Source organism: Enterobacter sp. 725m/11 (assembly GCF_011683705.1).
Taxonomy (GTDB): domain Bacteria; phylum Pseudomonadota; class Gammaproteobacteria; order Enterobacterales; family Enterobacteriaceae; genus Enterobacter; species Enterobacter bugandensis.
Genome location: NZ_JAAQOK010000004.1, coordinates 60,002 through 78,617, shown reverse-complemented (window position 1 = coordinate 78,617; position 18,616 = coordinate 60,002). Strand labels below are relative to the sequence as shown.

The 18,616-nt window shown below is 58.4% G+C and carries 15 protein-coding genes; 11 read left to right on the top strand and 4 right to left on the bottom strand.

All coding sequences use genetic code 11. The annotated features are described in order from the left end of the window. The first annotated feature begins 9 nt into the window (after window positions 1–9). The 6 genes from HBA26_RS02780 to HBA26_RS02755 all read left to right on the top strand — a co-directional run bounded on the left by HBA26_RS02780 (window position 10) and on the right by HBA26_RS02755 (window position 6,613). The gene (locus HBA26_RS02780; RefSeq protein ID WP_028014059.1) at window positions 10–630 is read left to right on the top strand and encodes a YfgM family protein; all 621 of its coding nucleotides are present in this window, start codon (window positions 10–12) and stop codon (window positions 628–630) included. 10 nt (window positions 631–640) lie between these two features. Continuing rightward, complete coding sequence (gene bamB / locus HBA26_RS02775; protein ID WP_028014058.1) at window positions 641–1,819, top strand: outer membrane protein assembly factor BamB; 1,179 nt, start codon at window positions 641–643, stop codon at window positions 1,817–1,819. Between the two features lie 112 nt (window positions 1,820–1,931). Then, window positions 1,932–3,407, top strand: a complete 1,476-nt coding sequence (der, locus tag HBA26_RS02770) for a ribosome biogenesis GTPase Der (RefSeq protein WP_028014057.1) — start codon at window positions 1,932–1,934, stop codon at window positions 3,405–3,407. Window positions 3,408–3,706: 299 nt separating this feature from the next. Further along, window positions 3,707–5,251 carry a peptide MFS transporter gene (locus HBA26_RS02765; protein ID WP_126345903.1) on the top strand — a complete coding sequence of 515 codons (1,545 nt, stop codon included), beginning with the start codon at window positions 3,707–3,709 and terminating at the stop codon, window positions 5,249–5,251. Between the two features lie 58 nt (window positions 5,252–5,309). Then, a complete protein-coding gene (locus HBA26_RS02760) occupies window positions 5,310–6,344 on the top strand; it encodes an oxidoreductase (protein ID WP_126345904.1) in 1,035 nt (344 codons plus the stop codon). Between the two features lie 47 nt (window positions 6,345–6,391). Then, a complete protein-coding gene (locus tag HBA26_RS02755; protein ID WP_028014054.1) occupies window positions 6,392–6,613 on the top strand; it encodes a zinc ribbon domain-containing protein in 222 nt (73 codons plus the stop codon). On the opposite strand, the gene HBA26_RS02750 is transcribed toward HBA26_RS02755, so the two are convergent. The 3 genes from HBA26_RS02750 to xseA are packed head-to-tail and all read right to left on the bottom strand — an operon-like array spanning window position 6,610 to window position 9,412. Next, window positions 6,610–6,960: a protealysin inhibitor emfourin gene (locus tag HBA26_RS02750; protein ID WP_126345905.1), complete on the bottom strand. Its 351-nt coding sequence runs from the start codon at window positions 6,958–6,960 to the stop codon at window positions 6,610–6,612. The genes HBA26_RS02755 and HBA26_RS02750 overlap by 4 nt on opposite strands. Beyond that, window positions 6,961–7,980: a M4 family metallopeptidase gene (locus HBA26_RS02745; protein ID WP_028014052.1), complete on the bottom strand. Its 1,020-nt coding sequence runs from the start codon at window positions 7,978–7,980 to the stop codon at window positions 6,961–6,963. A 58-nt stretch (window positions 7,981–8,038) separates the two neighbouring features. Then, the gene (gene xseA / locus HBA26_RS02740) at window positions 8,039–9,412 is read right to left on the bottom strand and encodes an exodeoxyribonuclease VII large subunit (protein ID WP_126345906.1); all 1,374 of its coding nucleotides are present in this window, start codon (window positions 9,410–9,412) and stop codon (window positions 8,039–8,041) included. Between the two features lie 158 nt (window positions 9,413–9,570). On the opposite strand from xseA, the gene guaB reads away from it, so the two are divergent. Next, window positions 9,571–11,037, top strand: coding sequence for an IMP dehydrogenase (gene guaB, locus HBA26_RS02735; RefSeq protein WP_014884799.1), 1,467 nt, complete (start codon window positions 9,571–9,573; stop codon window positions 11,035–11,037). A gap of 66 nt (window positions 11,038–11,103) precedes the next feature. Continuing rightward, window positions 11,104–12,681, top strand: a complete 1,578-nt coding sequence (gene guaA / locus HBA26_RS02730) for a glutamine-hydrolyzing GMP synthase (RefSeq protein ID WP_119915360.1) — start codon at window positions 11,104–11,106, stop codon at window positions 12,679–12,681. 56 nt (window positions 12,682–12,737) lie between these two features. Here the strand turns inward: guaA and HBA26_RS02725 are convergent, their stop codons facing one another. Beyond that, window positions 12,738–13,568 (bottom strand): MurR/RpiR family transcriptional regulator, encoded by an 831-nt coding sequence (locus HBA26_RS02725; protein ID WP_008502123.1) that lies wholly within the window; start codon window positions 13,566–13,568, stop codon window positions 12,738–12,740. A 292-nt stretch (window positions 13,569–13,860) separates the two neighbouring features. On the opposite strand from HBA26_RS02725, the gene HBA26_RS02720 reads away from it, so the two are divergent. The 3 genes from HBA26_RS02720 to iolG all read left to right on the top strand — a co-directional run bounded on the left by HBA26_RS02720 (window position 13,861) and on the right by iolG (window position 18,590). Then, on the top strand, window positions 13,861–15,366 hold the full coding sequence (locus HBA26_RS02720) for a CoA-acylating methylmalonate-semialdehyde dehydrogenase (RefSeq protein ID WP_045630997.1): 1,506 nt from the start codon (window positions 13,861–13,863) through the stop codon (window positions 15,364–15,366). Between the two features lie 11 nt (window positions 15,367–15,377). Next, a complete protein-coding gene (gene iolD / locus HBA26_RS02715) occupies window positions 15,378–17,303 on the top strand; it encodes a 3D-(3,5/4)-trihydroxycyclohexane-1,2-dione acylhydrolase (decyclizing) (RefSeq protein ID WP_126345907.1) in 1,926 nt (641 codons plus the stop codon). Window positions 17,304–17,603: 300 nt separating this feature from the next. Then, complete coding sequence (gene iolG, locus HBA26_RS02710) at window positions 17,604–18,590, top strand: inositol 2-dehydrogenase (RefSeq protein ID WP_041908740.1); 987 nt, start codon at window positions 17,604–17,606, stop codon at window positions 18,588–18,590. Window positions 18,591–18,616: the final 26 nt, after the last annotated feature.

Below are 18,616 nucleotides of genomic sequence, written 5' to 3'. Positions count from 1 at the left end.
AAAGACGGCGTGGAAATGTACGAGAACGAACACGATCAGGTCGACGCGATTAAACGCTTCTTTGCTGAAAACGGCAAAGCGCTGGTTGTTGGGGTTATTTTAGGTGTGGGTGCGCTGGTGGGCTGGCGTTACTGGAACAACCATCAGGCAGATTCCGCGCGCGGCGCGTCCCTGTCCTATGAAAATACCGTTAGCGCGATTCGTGCCGACCAGCCGCAAACGCTGGCTGCGGCAGAGAAATTTGCCGCTGACAACAAAAACACCTACGGTGCACTGGCAGCGCTGGAAGTGGCTCAGCAGTACGTTGATAAAAACGAACTGGATAAAGCCGCTGCTCAGCTGTCTCAGGGCCTTGCTGCTGCCAGCGATGAAAACCTGAAAGCGGTGATCAATCTGCGCCTGGCACGTATTCAGGTTCAGCAGAAAAAAGCTGACGACGCGCTGAAAACGCTCGATACCATCAAAGGCGAAGGTTTTGCTGCCATCGTTGCCGATCTGCGCGGTGAAGCACTGCTGAGCAAAGGTGACAAAGCGGGCGCGCGTAAAGCGTGGCAAGCTGGTGTAGAGAGCAAAGCGTCACCTGCGCTGAGCGAAATGATGCAGATGAAAATAAATAATTTGTCCGTCTGAGAGGGACCCGATGCAATTGCGTAAATTACTTCTGCCAGGACTGCTTTCTGTTACGTTATTAAGTGGTTGTTCACTGTTCAGTGGCGAAGAAGACGTTGTGAAAATGTCCCCACTGCCGACGGTTGAAAACCAGTTTACCCCATCCACCGCGTGGGATGTCTCCGTGGGCAGTGGGATTGGTGATTTCTATTCCAACCTTCATCCTGCGTATGCAGACAGCGTTGTCTATGCCGCTGACCGCAAAGGTACCGTGAAAGCGGTGAACGCCGATGACGGGAAAGAAGTGTGGTCCGTTAACCTGGCGGAAAAAGACGGCTGGTTCTCCCGTAAACCTGCACTGCTGTCTGGCGGCCTGACCGTTTCCGGTGGGCATGTCTACGTGGGCAGCGAAAAAGCGCAGGTTTACGCGCTGAATGCCAGCGATGGTTCTGTTGCATGGCAGACCGCCGTAGCCGGTGAATCCTTGTCACGTCCGGTTGTGAGCGACGGGCTGGTGCTGATCCATACCAGCAACGGCCAGCTGCAGGCACTGAACGAAGCGGACGGCCTGGTAAAATGGACCGTTAACCTGGATATGCCTGCGCTCTCTCTGCGCGGTGAATCCGCACCTGCAACCGCATTTGGCGCTGCCATTGTGGGCGGTGACAACGGTCGCGTGAGTGCCGTGCTGATGCAGCAGGGCCAGATGATCTGGCAGCAGCGTATCTCGCAGGCCACTGGCTCAACTGAAATCGACCGCCTGAGCGACGTAGACACTACCCCGGTTATCGTTGACGGTGTGGTTTACGCCCTGGCCTATAACGGCAACCTGACCGCGCTGGACCTGCGCAGCGGCCAGATCATGTGGAAACGTGAGCTGGGCTCTGTGAATGATTTCATCGTGGACGGTAACCGCATCTATATGGTTGACCAGAACGATCGCCTGCTGGCGCTGAGCACCGAAGGCGGCGTGACGCTGTGGACGCAAAGCGATCTGCTGCACCGTCTGCTGACCGCGCCAGTGCTGTACAACGGTAGCCTGGTGGTTGGCGACAGCGAAGGCTATATGCACTGGGTTGATCCAGAGAATGGCCGCTTCGTGGCGCAGCAGAAAGTGGACGGTTCAGGCTTCCTGACCGACCCGGTTGTGGCTGACGGCAAACTGCTGATTCAGGCAAAAGACGGCACGCTGTACGCGATCACGCGTTAATTACCCGGCGGTTGTAGTATACTAAACGGCTCCTGTTCACTCAGGAGCCGTTTTGACATTTTTAAAAACGCCGCGAATGCGACGTTTATTTGAATTTTATGAGGCTTCAAACATGGTACCTGTGGTCGCGCTTGTCGGGCGCCCTAACGTTGGAAAATCCACTCTTTTTAACCGTTTAACACGCACCCGTGATGCGCTGGTTGCGGATTTCCCGGGGCTGACGCGTGACCGTAAGTACGGTCGTGCAGAGGTGGAAGGACGCGAGTTCATCTGTATTGATACCGGCGGTATTGATGGCACAGAAGACGGCGTTGAAACCCGCATGGCGGAACAGTCCTTGCTGGCGATTGAAGAAGCGGATGTCGTACTGTTCATGGTGGATGCGCGCGCTGGCCTGATGCCGGCGGACTCCGCAATCGCTAAGCACCTGCGTTCTCGCGAAAAGCCAACTTTCCTGGTGGCGAACAAAACTGACGGCATCGATGCCGATCAGGCTATCGCGGACTTCTGGTCTCTGGGCATGGGGGATATCCACCCGATTGCGGCATCGCATGGTCGCGGTGTGACCAGCCTGCTGGAAACCGTTCTGCTGCCGTGGGTGGACGAAGTGAACCCGCCGGAAGAGGTGGACGAAGACGCCGCATACTGGGCGCAGTTCGAAGACGGTGAAGAGGGCGAAGAAGAAGAGCCTGAGGATGACTTCAACCCGCAGGATCTGCCGATCAAGCTGGCTATCGTCGGTCGTCCAAACGTAGGTAAATCTACGCTTACTAACCGTATTCTGGGTGAAGAGCGCGTGGTGGTTTACGACATGCCGGGCACTACGCGTGACAGCATCTACATCCCGATGCAGCGCGATGAACGTGAGTATGTCCTCATCGACACCGCCGGTGTACGTAAGCGCGGAAAAATCACCGACGTGGTGGAAAAATTCTCCGTTATCAAAACCCTGCAGGCGATTGAAGATGCCAACGTGGTGCTGCTGGTCATCGACGCGCGCGAAGGCATCTCCGATCAGGATCTCTCTCTGCTCGGCTTTATCCTCAATAGTGGCCGCTCACTGGTCATCGTCGTCAACAAGTGGGACGGCCTGAGCAATGAAGTGCGCGAGCAGGTTAAAGAGACCCTGGACTTCCGTCTGGGCTTTATCGACTTTGCCCGCGTGCACTTTATCTCTGCGCTGCACGGCAGCGGCGTCGGTAACCTGTTCGAATCCGTGCGTGAAGCCTACGACAGCTCCACCCGTCGTCAGAGCACCGCCATGCTGACCCGTATCATGAATATGGCTGCAGAAGATCACCAGCCGCCGCTGGTGCGCGGTCGTCGCGTGAAGCTGAAATATGCCCACGCCGGTGGCTATAACCCGCCAATCGTGGTGATTCACGGCAACCAGGTGAAAGACCTGCCGGATTCCTACAAGCGCTACCTGATGAACTACTTCCGTAAATCGCTGGACGTGATGGGCACGCCTATTCGTATCCAGTTCAAGGAAGGGGAAAACCCGTTCGCCAACAAGCGCAACACCCTGACGCCGAACCAGATGCGTAAGCGTAAGCGTTTGATTAAGCACATTAAGAAAAGCAAATAATCATTGCCGATCTCACAAAGGCCCGCGTTTATCGCGGGCTTTTTTTGGCCCAATCATACCGTCGGTTCTATCTGTGTGAAGTCAATCACTATTCACTCCCAACCATCTTTAAATCCAGAAAAGTAGACAATCGTCGAATTTTCATCTTAAAGTCCCTGGTCCGGTACTAGACAAAACTAGCGACTGGTTATCAAATGGTTAACTAACTTTTCGCCGCATGTAAAAAATCGGTCAGATACGTAACTGGCCGGCGTACCTGCTGGTGTTTACAAGCACGACACATACCTTTCGGGAGAATTATGCAATCCTCTGTTAATCACAAAGAGAGCCGAACCTTCTTCGGCCATCCTTATCCGCTCGGTTCGCTGTTCTTTACCGAGATGTGGGAGCGTTTCTCGTTCTACGGCATTCGCCCGCTGCTGATCCTGTTTATGGCCGCCACCGTCTATGACGGCGGGATGGGCCTGGCGCGCGAAAACGCCTCGGCGATTGTCGGTATTTTTGCCGGTACCATGTACCTGGCCGCGCTGCCGGGCGGCTGGCTGGCGGATAACTGGCTCGGCCAGCAGAGAGCCGTCTGGTACGGTTCGATTCTGATCGCGCTCGGCCACCTGTCGATTGCGCTGTCGGCTATCATGGGCAACAACCTGTTCTTTATCGGCCTGATGTTCATCGTGCTCGGCTCTGGCCTGTTCAAAACCTGTATCTCGGTGATGGTCGGCACCCTGTATAAAAAAGGCGATGCGCGTCGTGACGGCGGTTTCTCGCTGTTCTACATGGGCATTAATATGGGCTCGTTCATCGCCCCGCTGATTTCCGGCTGGCTGATAAAAACCCACGGCTGGCACTGGGGCTTTGGTATTGGCGGCATCGGGATGCTGGTGGCGCTGATTATCTTCCGCGTGTTTGCGGTTCCGGCGATGAAGCGCTACGACAGCGAAGTCGGTCTGGACTCGACATGGAACAGCCCGGTGGTGAAGCGCAACGGCGTGGGCGTCTGGCTGCTGGTGCTGGCGGCAGGCGTGGCAACGCTCGTGACGCTGATCGCGCAGGGCGTGATTGTTATTAACCCGGTCGCGGTAGCCAGCGTGCTGGTCTACGTAATTGCGGCGTCCGTTGCCCTCTATTTTATCTACCTGTTCATCTTCGCGGGCCTGAACCGTAAAGAGCGCGCCAGGCTGCTGGTCTGCTTTATTCTGCTGGTCTCCGCCGCGTTCTTCTGGTCCGCGTTTGAGCAGAAGCCAACCTCGTTCAACCTGTTTGCCAACGACTACACTAACCGCATGATCGGTGATTTTGAAATTCCGGCGGTGTGGTTCCAGTCGATCAACGCCCTGTTCATCATCCTGCTGGCCCCGGTGTTCAGCTGGGCATGGCCAAAGCTCGCGAGCATGAACATTCGCCCGAGCAGCATCACCAAGTTTGTTATCGGTATTCTGTGTGCGGCAGCGGGCTTTGGCCTGATGATGCTGGCGGCACAGAACGTGCTGAGCAATGGCGGGGCGGGCGTGTCGCCGTTCTGGCTGGTGGGCAGTATCTTGATGCTGACGCTGGGTGAGCTGTGTCTGAGCCCGATCGGTCTGGCGACCATGACCCTGCTGGCGCCGGAGAGAATGCGCGGCCAGATGATGGGGCTGTGGTTCTGCGCCAGCGCGCTGGGTAACCTGGCGGCGGGCCTGATTGGCGGTCACGTGAAGGCCGACCAGCTGGATATGCTGCCGGATCTCTTCGCGCGCTGCTCCATTGCGCTGCTGATTTGTGCCGCAGTGCTGATCGTCCTCATTGTTCCGGTGCGCCGCATGCTGGAAAATGCGCAAACTAAACCGGCAGCTAGCGCCTCATAAACCTCAGTGTGCCGGGGCAGGCGTTATGCCCCGGCACTGTACTTCCTGAGGTGAAACCATGCAGTTAGGATTTGTTGGTCTTGGTGCGGTAGTGGAAACAGCGTATCTGCCCGCACTACGTAATCTGTTCGATGGCGCTGTTCGTTGTTTCGGCTTTGATGTTCTCCCCGCAAAGCACCCTGAAGGCGTTACGCGCTGCGTCTCGCTTGCGGCGCTTTTAGCCACCCCGCTGGATACCCTTTTTATTACCACCGCATCGCTGCACCACCTTGAGGCCCTTGAGCTGGCGATTGCCTCGCCAGTTCCGCGGATTGTGATTGAAAAACCGATTGTCGCCACGCTTCCTCAAATCGAAAAACTCAACGCGCTGCTGGCAACGCCCGGCGTGGCGTCCCGCGTGCTGGCGCTCGACCACTGGATGGCGCGCATCGAAACGGTGAAGCTGTCGCTGGTCGGCCATATATCTGACATTGCCAGAATCGAAGGTTTTTTGCAGGAGCCGAGCGGATATAACGCCGCAGGGGAACCCATCGCGCTCAATTTCGCGACCGGAGAACCGGATACCAGAACGCTTCGCCACCCGGACGGCGTGATTCTGGATATCGGAACGCACGTGCTGGCGATGCTGCGTGAAACGCTGCGCTATCTGGGCGGTCAGGATGATATGACGCTGCAGATGGTAACGGCTAAAGACCGCCTGGGCCACGATATCGCAAAGGGTGACCTGACCACCGCGGAAGGCGAGGCGCACTTGCAGGGAACCATCAGCGGCGTGCCGGTGGATATCTGGCTTAATAAATACGCGGGACCCGCGGGCGGGCAAAAGGGCCTGCGTCTTTATTTACGCGACGGGCGCATTATCAACTACGACCGACGCGGCGCGGAAGATGTGCTGGAGCTAGTTAAAGGTAAGACTATTCAGCGCTGGCATATCCCCGGCACGATCTACGAACGCTGTCTTGCCGGTCATATTCTTGGCACAAACAGTCTGTTTGAGGGCGATCCACAGGAGGTGAGCCGCACAACGCGCCGCAGGATCGATGAGGTGGCGCTGCTGCTGACCTTGCAGCAACAGTTGCGTGGCCCGCACTGAAGACGTGGTAAAATTATCGCAGACCTGAACGCCCTGAAGGAGACACCATGACCATTACCTGCCCGGATTGCCAGGCACAGCTTGAACCCCTGAACGGGGCGGCGCACTGCGACAGCTGTAATAAAGATATTGCGCTCGAAGCCCGCTGCCCGGAGTGCCATCAGCCACTCCAGGTCTTAAAGGCCTGCGGGGCGGTGGACTATTTCTGCCAGAACGGCCACGGCTTAATTTCTAAAAAGCGCGTGGAGTTTGTTCCGGCCGAAGATTAATCGCACACGCAGTCTTCGCCTTTTTTCCACAGCTCGACCAGCGACTCGGGCGCTTCCTGCTCGGGTACCAGCACGATGATATCGGTGTAGTGCGCCTGATTTTGGCCGGTCCAGATAATCTGGATGCGGAAATAGCGCTGGTCACCGCTGCCGGGTGACGACGTCTGACCCGGCGGCTGACCGCGTGGAAAGGCCTGCTCCAGGATGCTCACCAGGCGCTGGCGCTGGGCCTCATTAAGCGAGGAGAGCGCGATGGTACGCTGGCCGCTTAGCTTAGGAATAAAAGCGACGCCGCCTTCCCGGGCCAGCTCAACCACGGCGTCATCCGTCAGTTCCGGAACCTGCATTTACAGCACTCCCACCTGTTCCCAGGCCTGTTTTATCGCCGCCCCAACGTCGCTACCGGAGCGTTTCTCTCCGTGCGCTATCGTCAGTTTTGCGAAGGCATCAAAATCCGCATCCTGCGCCAGATTGCGATCGCAAACCGTGTCGTACCAGGCATAACCGGCTTTTTCCCAGGCGTAACCGCCGATCGCCGTCGCGGCCAGGTAAAACGCCCGGTTGGGGATGCCGGAGTTAAGATGGACGCCGCCGTTATCCTCGCGCGTTTTGATGAAATCTTTCATGTGCGCGGGCTGCGGGTCTTTGCCGAGCAGGGGATCGTCGTAGGCGGTGCCGGGTTCAGACATGGAGCGCAGCCCTTTGCCGTTAATGCCCGCGGCCAGCAGCCCTTCACCAATCAACCAGTCTGCTTTATCGGCGGTTTGCTTGAGATGGTACTGTTTCACCAGCGAACCAAACACGTCTGACAGGGACTCATTCAGCGCGCCTGACTGTTCGAAATAGATTAGCCCGGCTTCGGTCTCGGTGACGCCGTGGCTCAGCTCATGCGCCACCACGTCGATGGCAATCGTAAAGCGGTTAAAGATCTCCCCGTCGCCGTCGCCAAACACCATCTGCTGACCGTTCCAGAAGGCGTTCTGATATTCCCGACCGTAATGCACGGTGCCGGTCAAAATCAGCCCCTTATTATCGAGCGAATCGCGCTGATATTCTTTCCAGAAGAAATCATGGGTGATACCCAAATAATCGTACGCCTCGTCCACGGCCACATCGCCATTCGACGGCTGGCCTTCGTAACGCACCTGGGTACCCGGCAGCTCCTGGGTCTGTTTCGCATCGTAGATATCGCGCTCAAGCTGACCGGCTTTATTCACGTGCGGCGCGGCGGGTTTGCCCGGCATATGCGCCATCAGCGTCTGGACGTGGGTTAAGGTCTGACGGGCATAGCGCTGCTGCGGTTCGGAACCGCTTTCGATAATACGACGAAGAATATAAGGGGGAATAACGCTACGAAGATGGGACATGCTGCTCTCCTTATTAAAAAAGGGAATAGCAGCAGTATAGTAAGTAACCGGCGAAGAATTATCCGGTTTTGCGCTGACGCGTCTTTTTCACCGGTTTAATTGATTTCACTTCGCTTTCCACCCAGCCGTCAGACAGGCGGGTGGTAAGAACGTCACCGGTGTTCACCTGTTTGGTTTGCTTCAGCACTTTGCCGTCCGCTGCTGTCGTTACGCTATAGCCGCGCGCCAGCGTGGAGAGGGGGCTGACGGCTTCCAGATGGGTCACCGCGTTGCCAAAACGCTCACGTGTGGTGCTCAGGCGCGCACGGAGAGACTCCGCCAGACGATATTCCAGCTGCTGAATGCGCGTTTGCGCACGATAGATTTTCGGCTGCGGATTCTGCTGGTTCAGGCGCTGGGTCACACGCTGCTGGCGCGTCACCGCGCGCTTAAGCTGATTATCAAGCGCAAAGTTCATGCGCTGACGCAGGCGTTCCAGCACGGTCTGCTGGCGCGCCAGACGAAGCTGCGGGTGCTGCTGCTGAAGACTGTGATGAAGCTGGGTAAAGCGGCGGGTACGGTTGGCAAGGAAGTAGTCCATCGCCATCTCAAGACGCTGCTGGCCGTTCTGAAGCTGACGCAGCAGCTCCAGCTGGTTACGGCTCACCACTTCCGCCGCCGCGGACGGCGTAGGCGCACGCAGATCCGCAACAAAATCCGCGATTGTCACGTCCGTTTCATGCCCGACGGCGCTCACCACGGGGATCTCGCTTGCAAAGATTGCCCGCGCCACGTGCTCGTCGTTAAAGCTCCACAGGTCTTCCAGCGAGCCGCCGCCGCGCCCGACGATCAACACGTCACACTCCTTACGCGCATTTGCCAGTTCAATGGCGCGTACAATCTGGCCTGGCGCATCGTCACCCTGAACGGCGGTCGGGTAGATAATGACGGGCAGGGAAGGATCGCGACGCTTCAGTACGTGCAAAATGTCGTGCAGGGCGGCACCGGTTTTCGAGGTGATGACACCCACGCAGTGGGCAGGTGAGGGCAGCGGCTTTTTGAACTGTTGGTCGAAAAGTCCCTCTTCGGAGAGCTTCGCCTTTAACTGTTCATACTTTTGCTGCAGCAGGCCTTCGCCCGCGGGCTGCATGCTCTCGACGATAATCTGATAATCACCGCGCGGTTCATACAGGGTGATATTGGCGCGAACCAGAACCTGCTGGCCGTGCTGCGGACGGAACGTCACGCGACGGTTGCTGTTGCGGAACATCGCGCAGCGCACCTGGGCGGTATCGTCTTTTAAGGTAAAGTACCAGTGTCCGGAAGACGGTTGCGTGAAGTTTGAGATTTCACCGCTGATCCAGACCTGCCCCATTTCCTGCTCAAGCAGCAAACGCACCGTCTGATTAAGGCGGCTGACAGTATAAATTGAGGGGGATTGAGAGGATAACATGTGAGCGGGATCAAATTCTAAATCAGCAAGTTATTCAGTCGATAGTAACCTGCTGAGAGGCATTCGCAAGCATTTTTTCAAAAAAGTGTAGATGCAATCGGTTACGCTCTGTATAATGCCACGGCAATATTTAACCACCCAGGTCAGAGATATTGCCCATGCTACGTATCGCTAAAGAAGCACTGACGTTTGACGACGTCCTCCTCGTTCCCGCTCATTCCACCGTTCTGCCGAATACTGCCGACCTCAGCACGCAGTTGACGAAAACCATTCGTCTGAACATTCCTATGCTCTCCGCGGCAATGGACACCGTGACTGAAGCGCGCCTGGCTATCGCCCTGGCACAGGAAGGCGGCATTGGCTTTATCCACAAAAACATGTCTATCGAGCGTCAGGCGGAAGAAGTTCGCCGCGTGAAGAAGCATGAGTCCGGCATCGTGTCCGATCCTCAGACCGTTCTGCCAACCACTACCCTGCACGAAGTGAAAGCCCTGACCGAACGTAACGGCTTTGCCGGCTACCCGGTAGTGACCGAAGACAATGAACTGGTGGGCATCATCACCGGTCGTGACGTACGCTTCGTGACTGACCTGAACCAGCCTGTCAGCGTCTACATGACGCCAAAAGAGCGTCTGGTGACCGTCCGCGAAGGCGAAACTCGCGACGTGGTGCTGGCGAAAATGCACGAAAAACGCGTTGAGAAAGCGCTGGTTGTGGATGCGAACTTCCACCTGCGCGGCATGATCACCGTTAAAGATTTCCAGAAAGCAGAACGTAAACCGAACGCCTGTAAAGACGAGCATGGCCGTCTGCGCGTCGGCGCTGCCGTAGGCGCGGGTGCAGGTAACGAAGAGCGCGTTGACGCGCTGGTGGCGGCGGGCGTTGACGTCCTGCTGATTGACTCCTCTCACGGCCACTCCGAAGGCGTGCTGCAGCGTATTCGCGACACCCGTGCAAAATACCCTGACCTGCAGATCATTGGCGGCAACGTGGCGACGGGCGCAGGCGCTCGCGCGCTGGCTGACGCCGGCTGCAGCGCGGTGAAAGTGGGTATCGGCCCTGGCTCCATCTGTACCACCCGTATCGTGACCGGCGTGGGCGTTCCGCAGATCACCGCGGTTTCTGACGCGGTTGAAGCGCTGGAAGGCACCGGTATTCCGGTTATCGCTGACGGCGGTATCCGCTTCTCTGGCGACATTGCTAAAGCCATCGCCGCGGGCGCTGCAGCCGTAATGGTAGGCTCCATGCTTGCTGGTACCGAAGAATCCCCGGGCGAAATCGAACTCTACCAGGGCCGTTCTTACAAATCTTACCGTGGGATGGGCTCCCTGGGCGCGATGTCCAAAGGTTCCTCTGACCGTTACTTCCAGACCGATAACGCTGCTGACAAACTGGTACCGGAAGGTATCGAAGGCCGCGTGGCCTATAAAGGCCGTCTGAAAGAGATCATTCACCAGCAGATGGGCGGCCTGCGTTCCTGTATGGGGCTGACCGGCTGTGGTACCATTGACCTGCTGCGTACCAAAGCGGAATTCGTACGTATCAGCGGTGCGGGTATCCAGGAGAGCCACGTTCACGACGTGACGATCACCAAAGAGTCCCCGAACTACCGTCTGGGCTCCTGATAAGTTTCCGCGCCCGGCTTCTGCCGGGCGCTTTGTTTTGTTTCACTTGCCTCGGAATTAGCGTCAATGACGGAAAACATTCATAAACATCGCATTCTCATCCTGGACTTCGGTTCTCAGTACACTCAGCTGGTGGCGCGTCGCGTACGTGAACTGGGCGTTTACTGTGAACTGTGGGCCTGGGATGTCACGGAAGCACAGATTCGCGAATTCAATCCAAGCGGCATCATCCTGTCCGGCGGCCCGGAAAGCACCACCGAAGCGAACAGCCCGCGCGCGCCGCAGTACGTGTTCGAAGCGGGCGTGCCGGTATTCGGCGTCTGCTACGGCATGCAGACCATGGCGATGCAGCTGGGCGGCCACGTAGAAGGCTCTAACGAGCGTGAGTTTGGCTACGCGCAGGTTGAAGTTGTCACCGACAGCGCGCTGGTGCGCGGTATCGAAGACTCCCTGACCGCAGACGGCAAGCCGCTGCTGGACGTGTGGATGAGCCACGGCGACAAAGTCACCGCCATCCCGTCCGACTTCGTGACCGTTGCCAGCACCGAAAGCTGCCCGTTCGCCATCATGGCGAACGAAGAAAAACGCTTCTACGGCGTGCAGTTCCACCCGGAAGTGACCCACACCCGTCAGGGTATGCGCATGCTGGAGCGCTTCGTGCGTGACATCTGCCAGTGTGAAGCCCTGTGGACCCCGGCAAAAATCATCGACGACGCCGTTGAGCGTATCCGCCAGCAGGTTGGCGATGACAAAGTGATCCTCGGCCTCTCCGGCGGCGTGGACTCCTCCGTCACCGCGATGCTGCTGCACCGTGCCATCGGCAAAAACCTGACCTGTGTCTTCGTGGACAACGGTCTGCTGCGTCTGAACGAAGCGAAGCAGGTCATGGACATGTTCGGCGACCACTTCGGTCTGAACATCGTTCACGTGGAAGGCGAGCAGCGCTTCCTGGACGCGCTGAAAGGCGAGAACGATCCGGAAGCGAAACGTAAGATCATCGGCCGCGTGTTCGTGGAAGTGTTCGACGAAGAAGCGCTGAAGCTGGACGACGTGAAGTGGCTGGCGCAGGGTACCATCTACCCGGACGTGATCGAGTCTGCGGCTTCCGCAACCGGTAAAGCGCACGTCATCAAATCTCACCACAACGTGGGCGGCCTGCCGAAAGAGATGAAGATGGGTCTGGTTGAACCGCTGCGCGAGCTGTTCAAAGACGAAGTGCGTAAGATCGGTCTGGAACTGGGTCTGCCGTACGATATGCTCTACCGTCACCCGTTCCCGGGTCCGGGTCTCGGCGTGCGCGTGCTGGGCGAAGTGAAGAAAGAGTACTGCGACCTGCTGCGTCGCGCGGACGCGATCTTCATCGAAGAGCTGCACAAAGCTGACCTGTACAACAAGGTAAGCCAGGCGTTCACCGTGTTCCTGCCGGTTCGCTCCGTCGGGGTAATGGGCGATGGCCGTAAGTACGACTGGGTTGTTTCCCTGCGTGCGGTGGAAACCATCGACTTCATGACCGCGCACTGGGCGCACCTGCCGTATGACTTCTTAGGCCGCGTGTCTAACAGAATAATCAACGAAGTCAATGGGATATCGCGAGTCGTATATGACATCAGCGGTAAGCCACCGGCTACGATTGAGTGGGAATGATTTCCCTCTGAATTAACACCCAAACCCTCTGCCTGCGCAGGGGGTTTTTTATTGCCTTATTTCCCTTCACCCAACCGATACGCCAGCGCCACCACCAGCGACTGCACCAGGCACAGCGTTGCCGACTGGGAGCGGAACGCATCCACCTGCGCCTCCTTCACCACAAAGCAGAGATCGCTAAACGTCGCCAGCGGGCTTATCTGGCTGTCCGTAATCACGATCTGCCGGGCGCCGACGCTGGCGGCGGTTTCGCTGACCATCACCGTCTCTTCCGCGTACGGCGAGAAGCTGATCGACACCACGATGTCGCGCGCCTTAATGCGGCTGATTTGCTCGCGCAGCATCCCGCCCATGCCGTCGAGCAGAATAGGGCGGCACTCCAGGTGGCTCAGGGCATAGGTGAGGTAGGCAGCGACGCTAAACGAGCGGCGCAGTCCGGCGATATAGATAGTGTCGGCGTCGGCCAGCAGCTGTACCGCGCGCTCCAGCATTTCCGGCTCGGCGCGGGCGGCCAGCTGCTGCAGCGCCTGCGCGTTCGAGCGGGCGAACTCCTGCAGAATATCGAGAGGCGTTTCCGGCACGGCCTCGCTCTCCATTTCGCGGAACAGCCGCGCGCGGTCGCTGTAGCTGGCAGTCTCCTCCACCAGGTTCATGCGAAACAGCTGTTTCATTTCGTTGAAACCGGTGAAGTCAAAGGCGTTGGCAAAGCGGATCAGCGTCGAAGGCGGCACGTCGGCGCGCTCGGCAATGACGGCAACCGTATCAAAGGCCACGCTGTTGGTGTTATCCAGCACGTAGCGGGAGACCTGCTGCAGCCTCTTGCTCAGGCTATCGTAGCGATCGCGGATTTGCTGCTGCAGTTCGTTCAGGCTGGTTGCTGTCGTCATGTTATCCCCCAAATACAGTCTGATGATTCTAAACGCAAAACCGCGTCTTTTAAATGTCGGCCATCCATCTGGCAGCAAAAATGAAACAGAAGCTTCAGTCATTTCCTCGCCCGAAATCCCTTAATAGCGCACGCAGCGTCAGTGTTGCTGGCTGTTAACATAAAAATCCATCCTTGATCACAATAATCATCATTTATTTTATTTCAACTTAAAATGGAATATTTGTTTCATATATAGTGTCCTGTACACAGCGTTCAGGTAACAGTCACGTATCAACAGCGAGAGGTTAAGGATGGAGACGGTAGCGAATTTTATTCACGGCGAATGTGTCACCGGTTCAGGCCAGCGCGTTCAGGCGATCTTCAACCCGGCCACCGGCGAGCAGATCCGCCAGGTGGTGATGAGTACGGCACAGGAAACGGAGCAGGCGATTGCCGCCGCGCAGCAGGCGTTTCCCGCGTGGGCGCGCCAGGCTCCGCTTAAGCGCGCGCGCGTGATGTTCCGCTTCAAGGCGCTGCTGGAAGAGAACATGACGCGCCTGGCCCGCATCATCAGCGAAGAGCACGGCAAGGTCTTCTCCGACGCGGTGGGCGAACTGACCCGCGGTCTGGAAGTGGTGGAATTTGCCTGCGGTATCCCGCATCTGCAAAAGGGTGAACACTCTGCGAACGTCGGTACCGGCGTCGACAGCCACTCGCTGATGCAGCCGCTCGGCGTCTGCGCCGGGATCACGCCGTTTAACTTCCCGGCGATGGTGCCGATGTGGATGTTCCCCATTGCGCTGGCGACCGGGAATACCTTCGTGCTGAAGCCGTCGGAAAAAGACCCTTCTCTCGCGCTCGCGCTGGCGCAGCTGTTAAAAGAGGCAGGCCTGCCGGACGGCGTCTTCAACGTGGTGCAGGGGGATAAAGAGTCCGTTGACGTGCTCCTGACCGACCCGCGCGTGCAGGCGGTGAGCTTTGTCGGCTCCACGCCGATTGCCGAATACATTTACCAGACCGCCTCCGCCCACGGTAAGCGCTGTCAGGCGCTGGGCGGTGCGAAAAACCACTGCATTTTAATGCCGGATGCCGACATGGAGATGGCGACCAACGCCATCATGGGCGCGGCCTACGGCGCGGCGGGGGAACGCTGCATGGCGCTCTCGGTGGTGCTGGCGGTGGGGGATAAAACCGCCGATGACCTCTGCACCCGGCTGGAAAAACAGATTGAAGCGCTACGCGTCGGGCCGGGGCTGGACCAGACACCGGAAAACGAAATGGGGCCGCTTATCTCCTCCGCGCACCGCAGCAAGGTGCTGGGCTATATCGACAGTGGGGAAGCGCAGGGGGCGAAACTGCGCGTGGACGGGCGCGGCTTCAGCGTGAAGGGCCACGAGCAGGGCTACTTCGTCGGGCCGACGCTGTTCGATAACGTCACACCGGAGATGACCATCTATAAAGAAGAGATTTTTGGCCCGGTGCTTTCTGTGGTGCGGGTAGCAGATTACGCCAGCGCGGTGGATCTGATTAACCGCCATGAATATGGTAATGGCTCGGCGATCTTCACCCGTGACGGCGGCTGCGCGCGCCGCTTCTGCGAAGAGGTGCAGGCGGGCATGGTGGGGGTCAACGTGCCGATCCCGGTGCCGATGGCATTCCACAGTTTCGGTGGCTGGAAGCGTTCCATCTTTGGCGCGCTCAACGTGCACGGCAACGACGGCGTGCGTTTCTACACCCGAATGAAAACCATCACCGCGCGCTGGCCGGAAATGCAGCAGGAGACAGGCGCTGCGTTCTCCATGCCGACGCTGGGCTGACAGGAGGCATTATGCAAACCGAACGTATGACCATGGCCCAGGCGCTGGTCCGGTTCCTGAATCAACAGTACGTCAGCGTTGACGGCAACGAAACGCCCTTCGTGGAGGGCGTGGCGACGATCTTTGGGCACGGCAACGTGCTGGGTATTGGCCAGGCGCTGGAGCAGGATCCCGGTCATCTGAAAATCATGCAGGGGTGCAACGAGCAGGGCATTGCCCACATGGCGACGGGCTTCGCCAAACAGCACCGCCGCCAGCGCATTTTTGCCGTCACCTCCTCGGTCGGGCCGGGCGCCGCCAATATGGTCACGGCGGCGGCCACCGCCACGGCGAACCGCATCCCGCTTTTACTGCTGCCGGGCGATATCTACGCCAGCCGCCAGCCGGACCCGGTGCTGCAGCAGATTGAGCAGTATCACGATCTCAGCATCAGCACCAACGACTGCTTCCGTCCGATTTCCCGCTACTGGGACCGCATCAACCGCCCCGAGCAGCTCATGAGCGCCATGCTAAGCGCGATGCGAACGCTTACTGACCCCGCAGATACCGGAGCGGTGACCCTCTGTCTGCCGCAGGACGTGCAAGGGGAAGCGTGGGACTACCCGCTAAGCTTCTTCGCGCGTCGGGTGCACCACATCGAACGCCGTCCGCCCGATCCGCAGCGACTGGCGCAGGCGCGGACGCTGATCGCCCGCAAGCGCCGTCCGCTGGTGGTCTGCGGCGGCGGCGTGCGTTACTCCGGCGCGCATGAGGCGTTTCGCGAATTTGTCGAGACGCTGCAGCTGCCGTTTGCCGAAACGCAGGCCGGGAAGGGGGCGCTGGTAAGTGACCACCCACTTAACCTCGGCGGCGTAGGGGTGACGGGCGGAATGGCCGCCAACCAGCTCGCGCCACAGGCTGACTTAGTGATTGGCGTCGGCACGCGCCTGACCGACTTTACCACCGGCTCCAAGGCGCTCTTTTCCCACCCGGACGTCGAATTCCTGCTGCTGAACGTGGCCGAGTTTGACGCCCTGAAGCTGGACGCCACCGCGCTGATTGCCGATGCCCAAACCGGGCTCCAGGCTTTGACCCACGCGCTCGGCGATTACCGCAGCGGCTGGGGAGAGGCGATCGCCCAGGCGAAATCCGCGTGGCGCGATGAGTGCCGCCGCCTGTGGGATCGCCAGTGGCATCCGGACGACGCGCCCGAAGTGGCGGGGCATCTGGACGCGCAGCTGGCGGAATACGGCGAGACGCTCAACACCCGCCTGACCCAGACGCGAGTGCTGGGGCTGATCAATCAGCATGTGGAAGATAACGCCATCGTGGTGGGCGCGGCCGGTTCGCTGCCGGGAGATTTACAGCGCCTCTGGCAGGTCAAAACGCCGGACAGCTATCACCTGGAGTACGGCTACTCCTGCATGGGCTACGAGATTGCGGCGGCCATCGGCGCGAAGCTCGCCCGACCCGGGCAGCCGGTTTACGCCATGGTGGGGGATGGCTCCTACATGATGCTGCACTCCGAGCTGCAAACCGCGGTGCAGGAAGGCATTAAGGTCACCGTTCTGCTGTTTGACAACGCCAGCTTCGGCTGCATCAACAACCTGCAGATGGGGCACGGAATGGGCAGCTTCGGCACGGAAAACCGTCATCGCAGCCCGGAAACCGGGCGGCTTGACGGGCCGCTGGTGAAAGTCGATTTTGCGCAAAACGCGGAAAGCTACGGCTGTCGCGCGTGGCGGGTGAACGACGAGCAGAGCCTGCTGGCGGCGCTTGAGGCGTCACGCGCCCATCCGGGCCCGACGCTGCTGGACATCAAGGTATTGCCGAAGACCATGACCCATGACTACGCCTCGTGGTGGCGAACCGGTGACGCGCAGGTGGCAGAGTCGTCTGCCGTGCGTGAGGCCGCGGAGCAAACGCAGGCGCAGGTGAAAAAAGCCCGTCAGTATTGAGTTTTCCTGTCTTAACGAAATTTTCATTTCATTTCCCCCTCACCCTAACCCTCTCCCAAAAGTGGAGAGGGGATGGGGTGGTGCACTCTTTTCTCCCTCGCTCCTTTGGGGAGAGGGCCGGAGTGAGGGGTGAGCAGTACCTTCTTTCATGTTGTGAGATTGATAACAAAAATTATCTCATACATCTCAAAAGTGTTAACCCGCACTCAAAAACATAATTTTCACTATTTATAAAAATGAAATAAATGTTTTATTTATAGGGTCGTTAGTTCACAGCATTCACCAACACCGGGAGCCGTTATGTTTAACATTGCTTTACTGGGCGCTGGCCGAATTGGTCAGGTACATGCAGCTAACATCGCCAGCCACGGCGCGACCACGCTCTGGTCCGTGGTTGACCCGAATCAGGAATTTGCCACCCGTCTCGCCGCACAGTATCAGGCCCGCCAGCAGAGCGTGGATGAGGCGATGACCGACCCTAACGTTCACGCCGTGCTGATCGCCTCCGCCACCGACACCCACGCGGATCTGATTGAAATGGCCGCCCGCCACGGCAAGGCTATCTTCTGCGAAAAGCCGGTACACCTCGACCTCGCCCGAGTGCGCGACTGCCTGAAAGTGGTTAAAGAGTACGACGTGCCGCTGTTCATCGGCTTTAACCGCCGCTTTGACCCGCAGTTCCGCCGCGTGAAAACCGATGCCCAGGCCGGGCGCATCGGCAAGCCGGAATCGTTGCTGATCATCTCCCGCGACCCGTCTCCGCCGCCTGCGGAGTACGTGCGCGTCTCCGGCGGCATGTTCCGCGATATGACCATTCACGACTTCGACATGGCCCGTTTCATCATGGGCGAAGAGCCGGTGTCGGTGTATGCCCAGGGCAGTAACCTGGTGGATCCGGCGATTGGCGAGGCGGGGGATATCGATACCGCGTTTATCGTTCTGAAATATGCCTCCGGCGCGATGGCGACCATCGTCAACAGCCGCCGCTCCTCTTACGGCTACGACCAGCGCCTGGAGCTGCATGGCTCCGAAGGGCTGCTGTGCGCCGGCAATATTCTTGAAAACCAGGTGCAGCACTACGGCAAAGAGGGCTGCACCAGCGCGCTGCCGGAACACTTCTTCCTGCAGCGCTACAAATCCGCTTACGCCGCGGAATGGGAACACTTTGTTGCGGTCCTGCGCGGCGAAGCGGTGCCAGACTGCAGCGGCGATGATGGTGAACGTGCGCTGTACCTCGCGGATAAAGCGCTGGAGTCGCTGCGTAGCCAGCGCGAGATCGTCCTCTAAACACAACAACCCTACACAGAGAGACA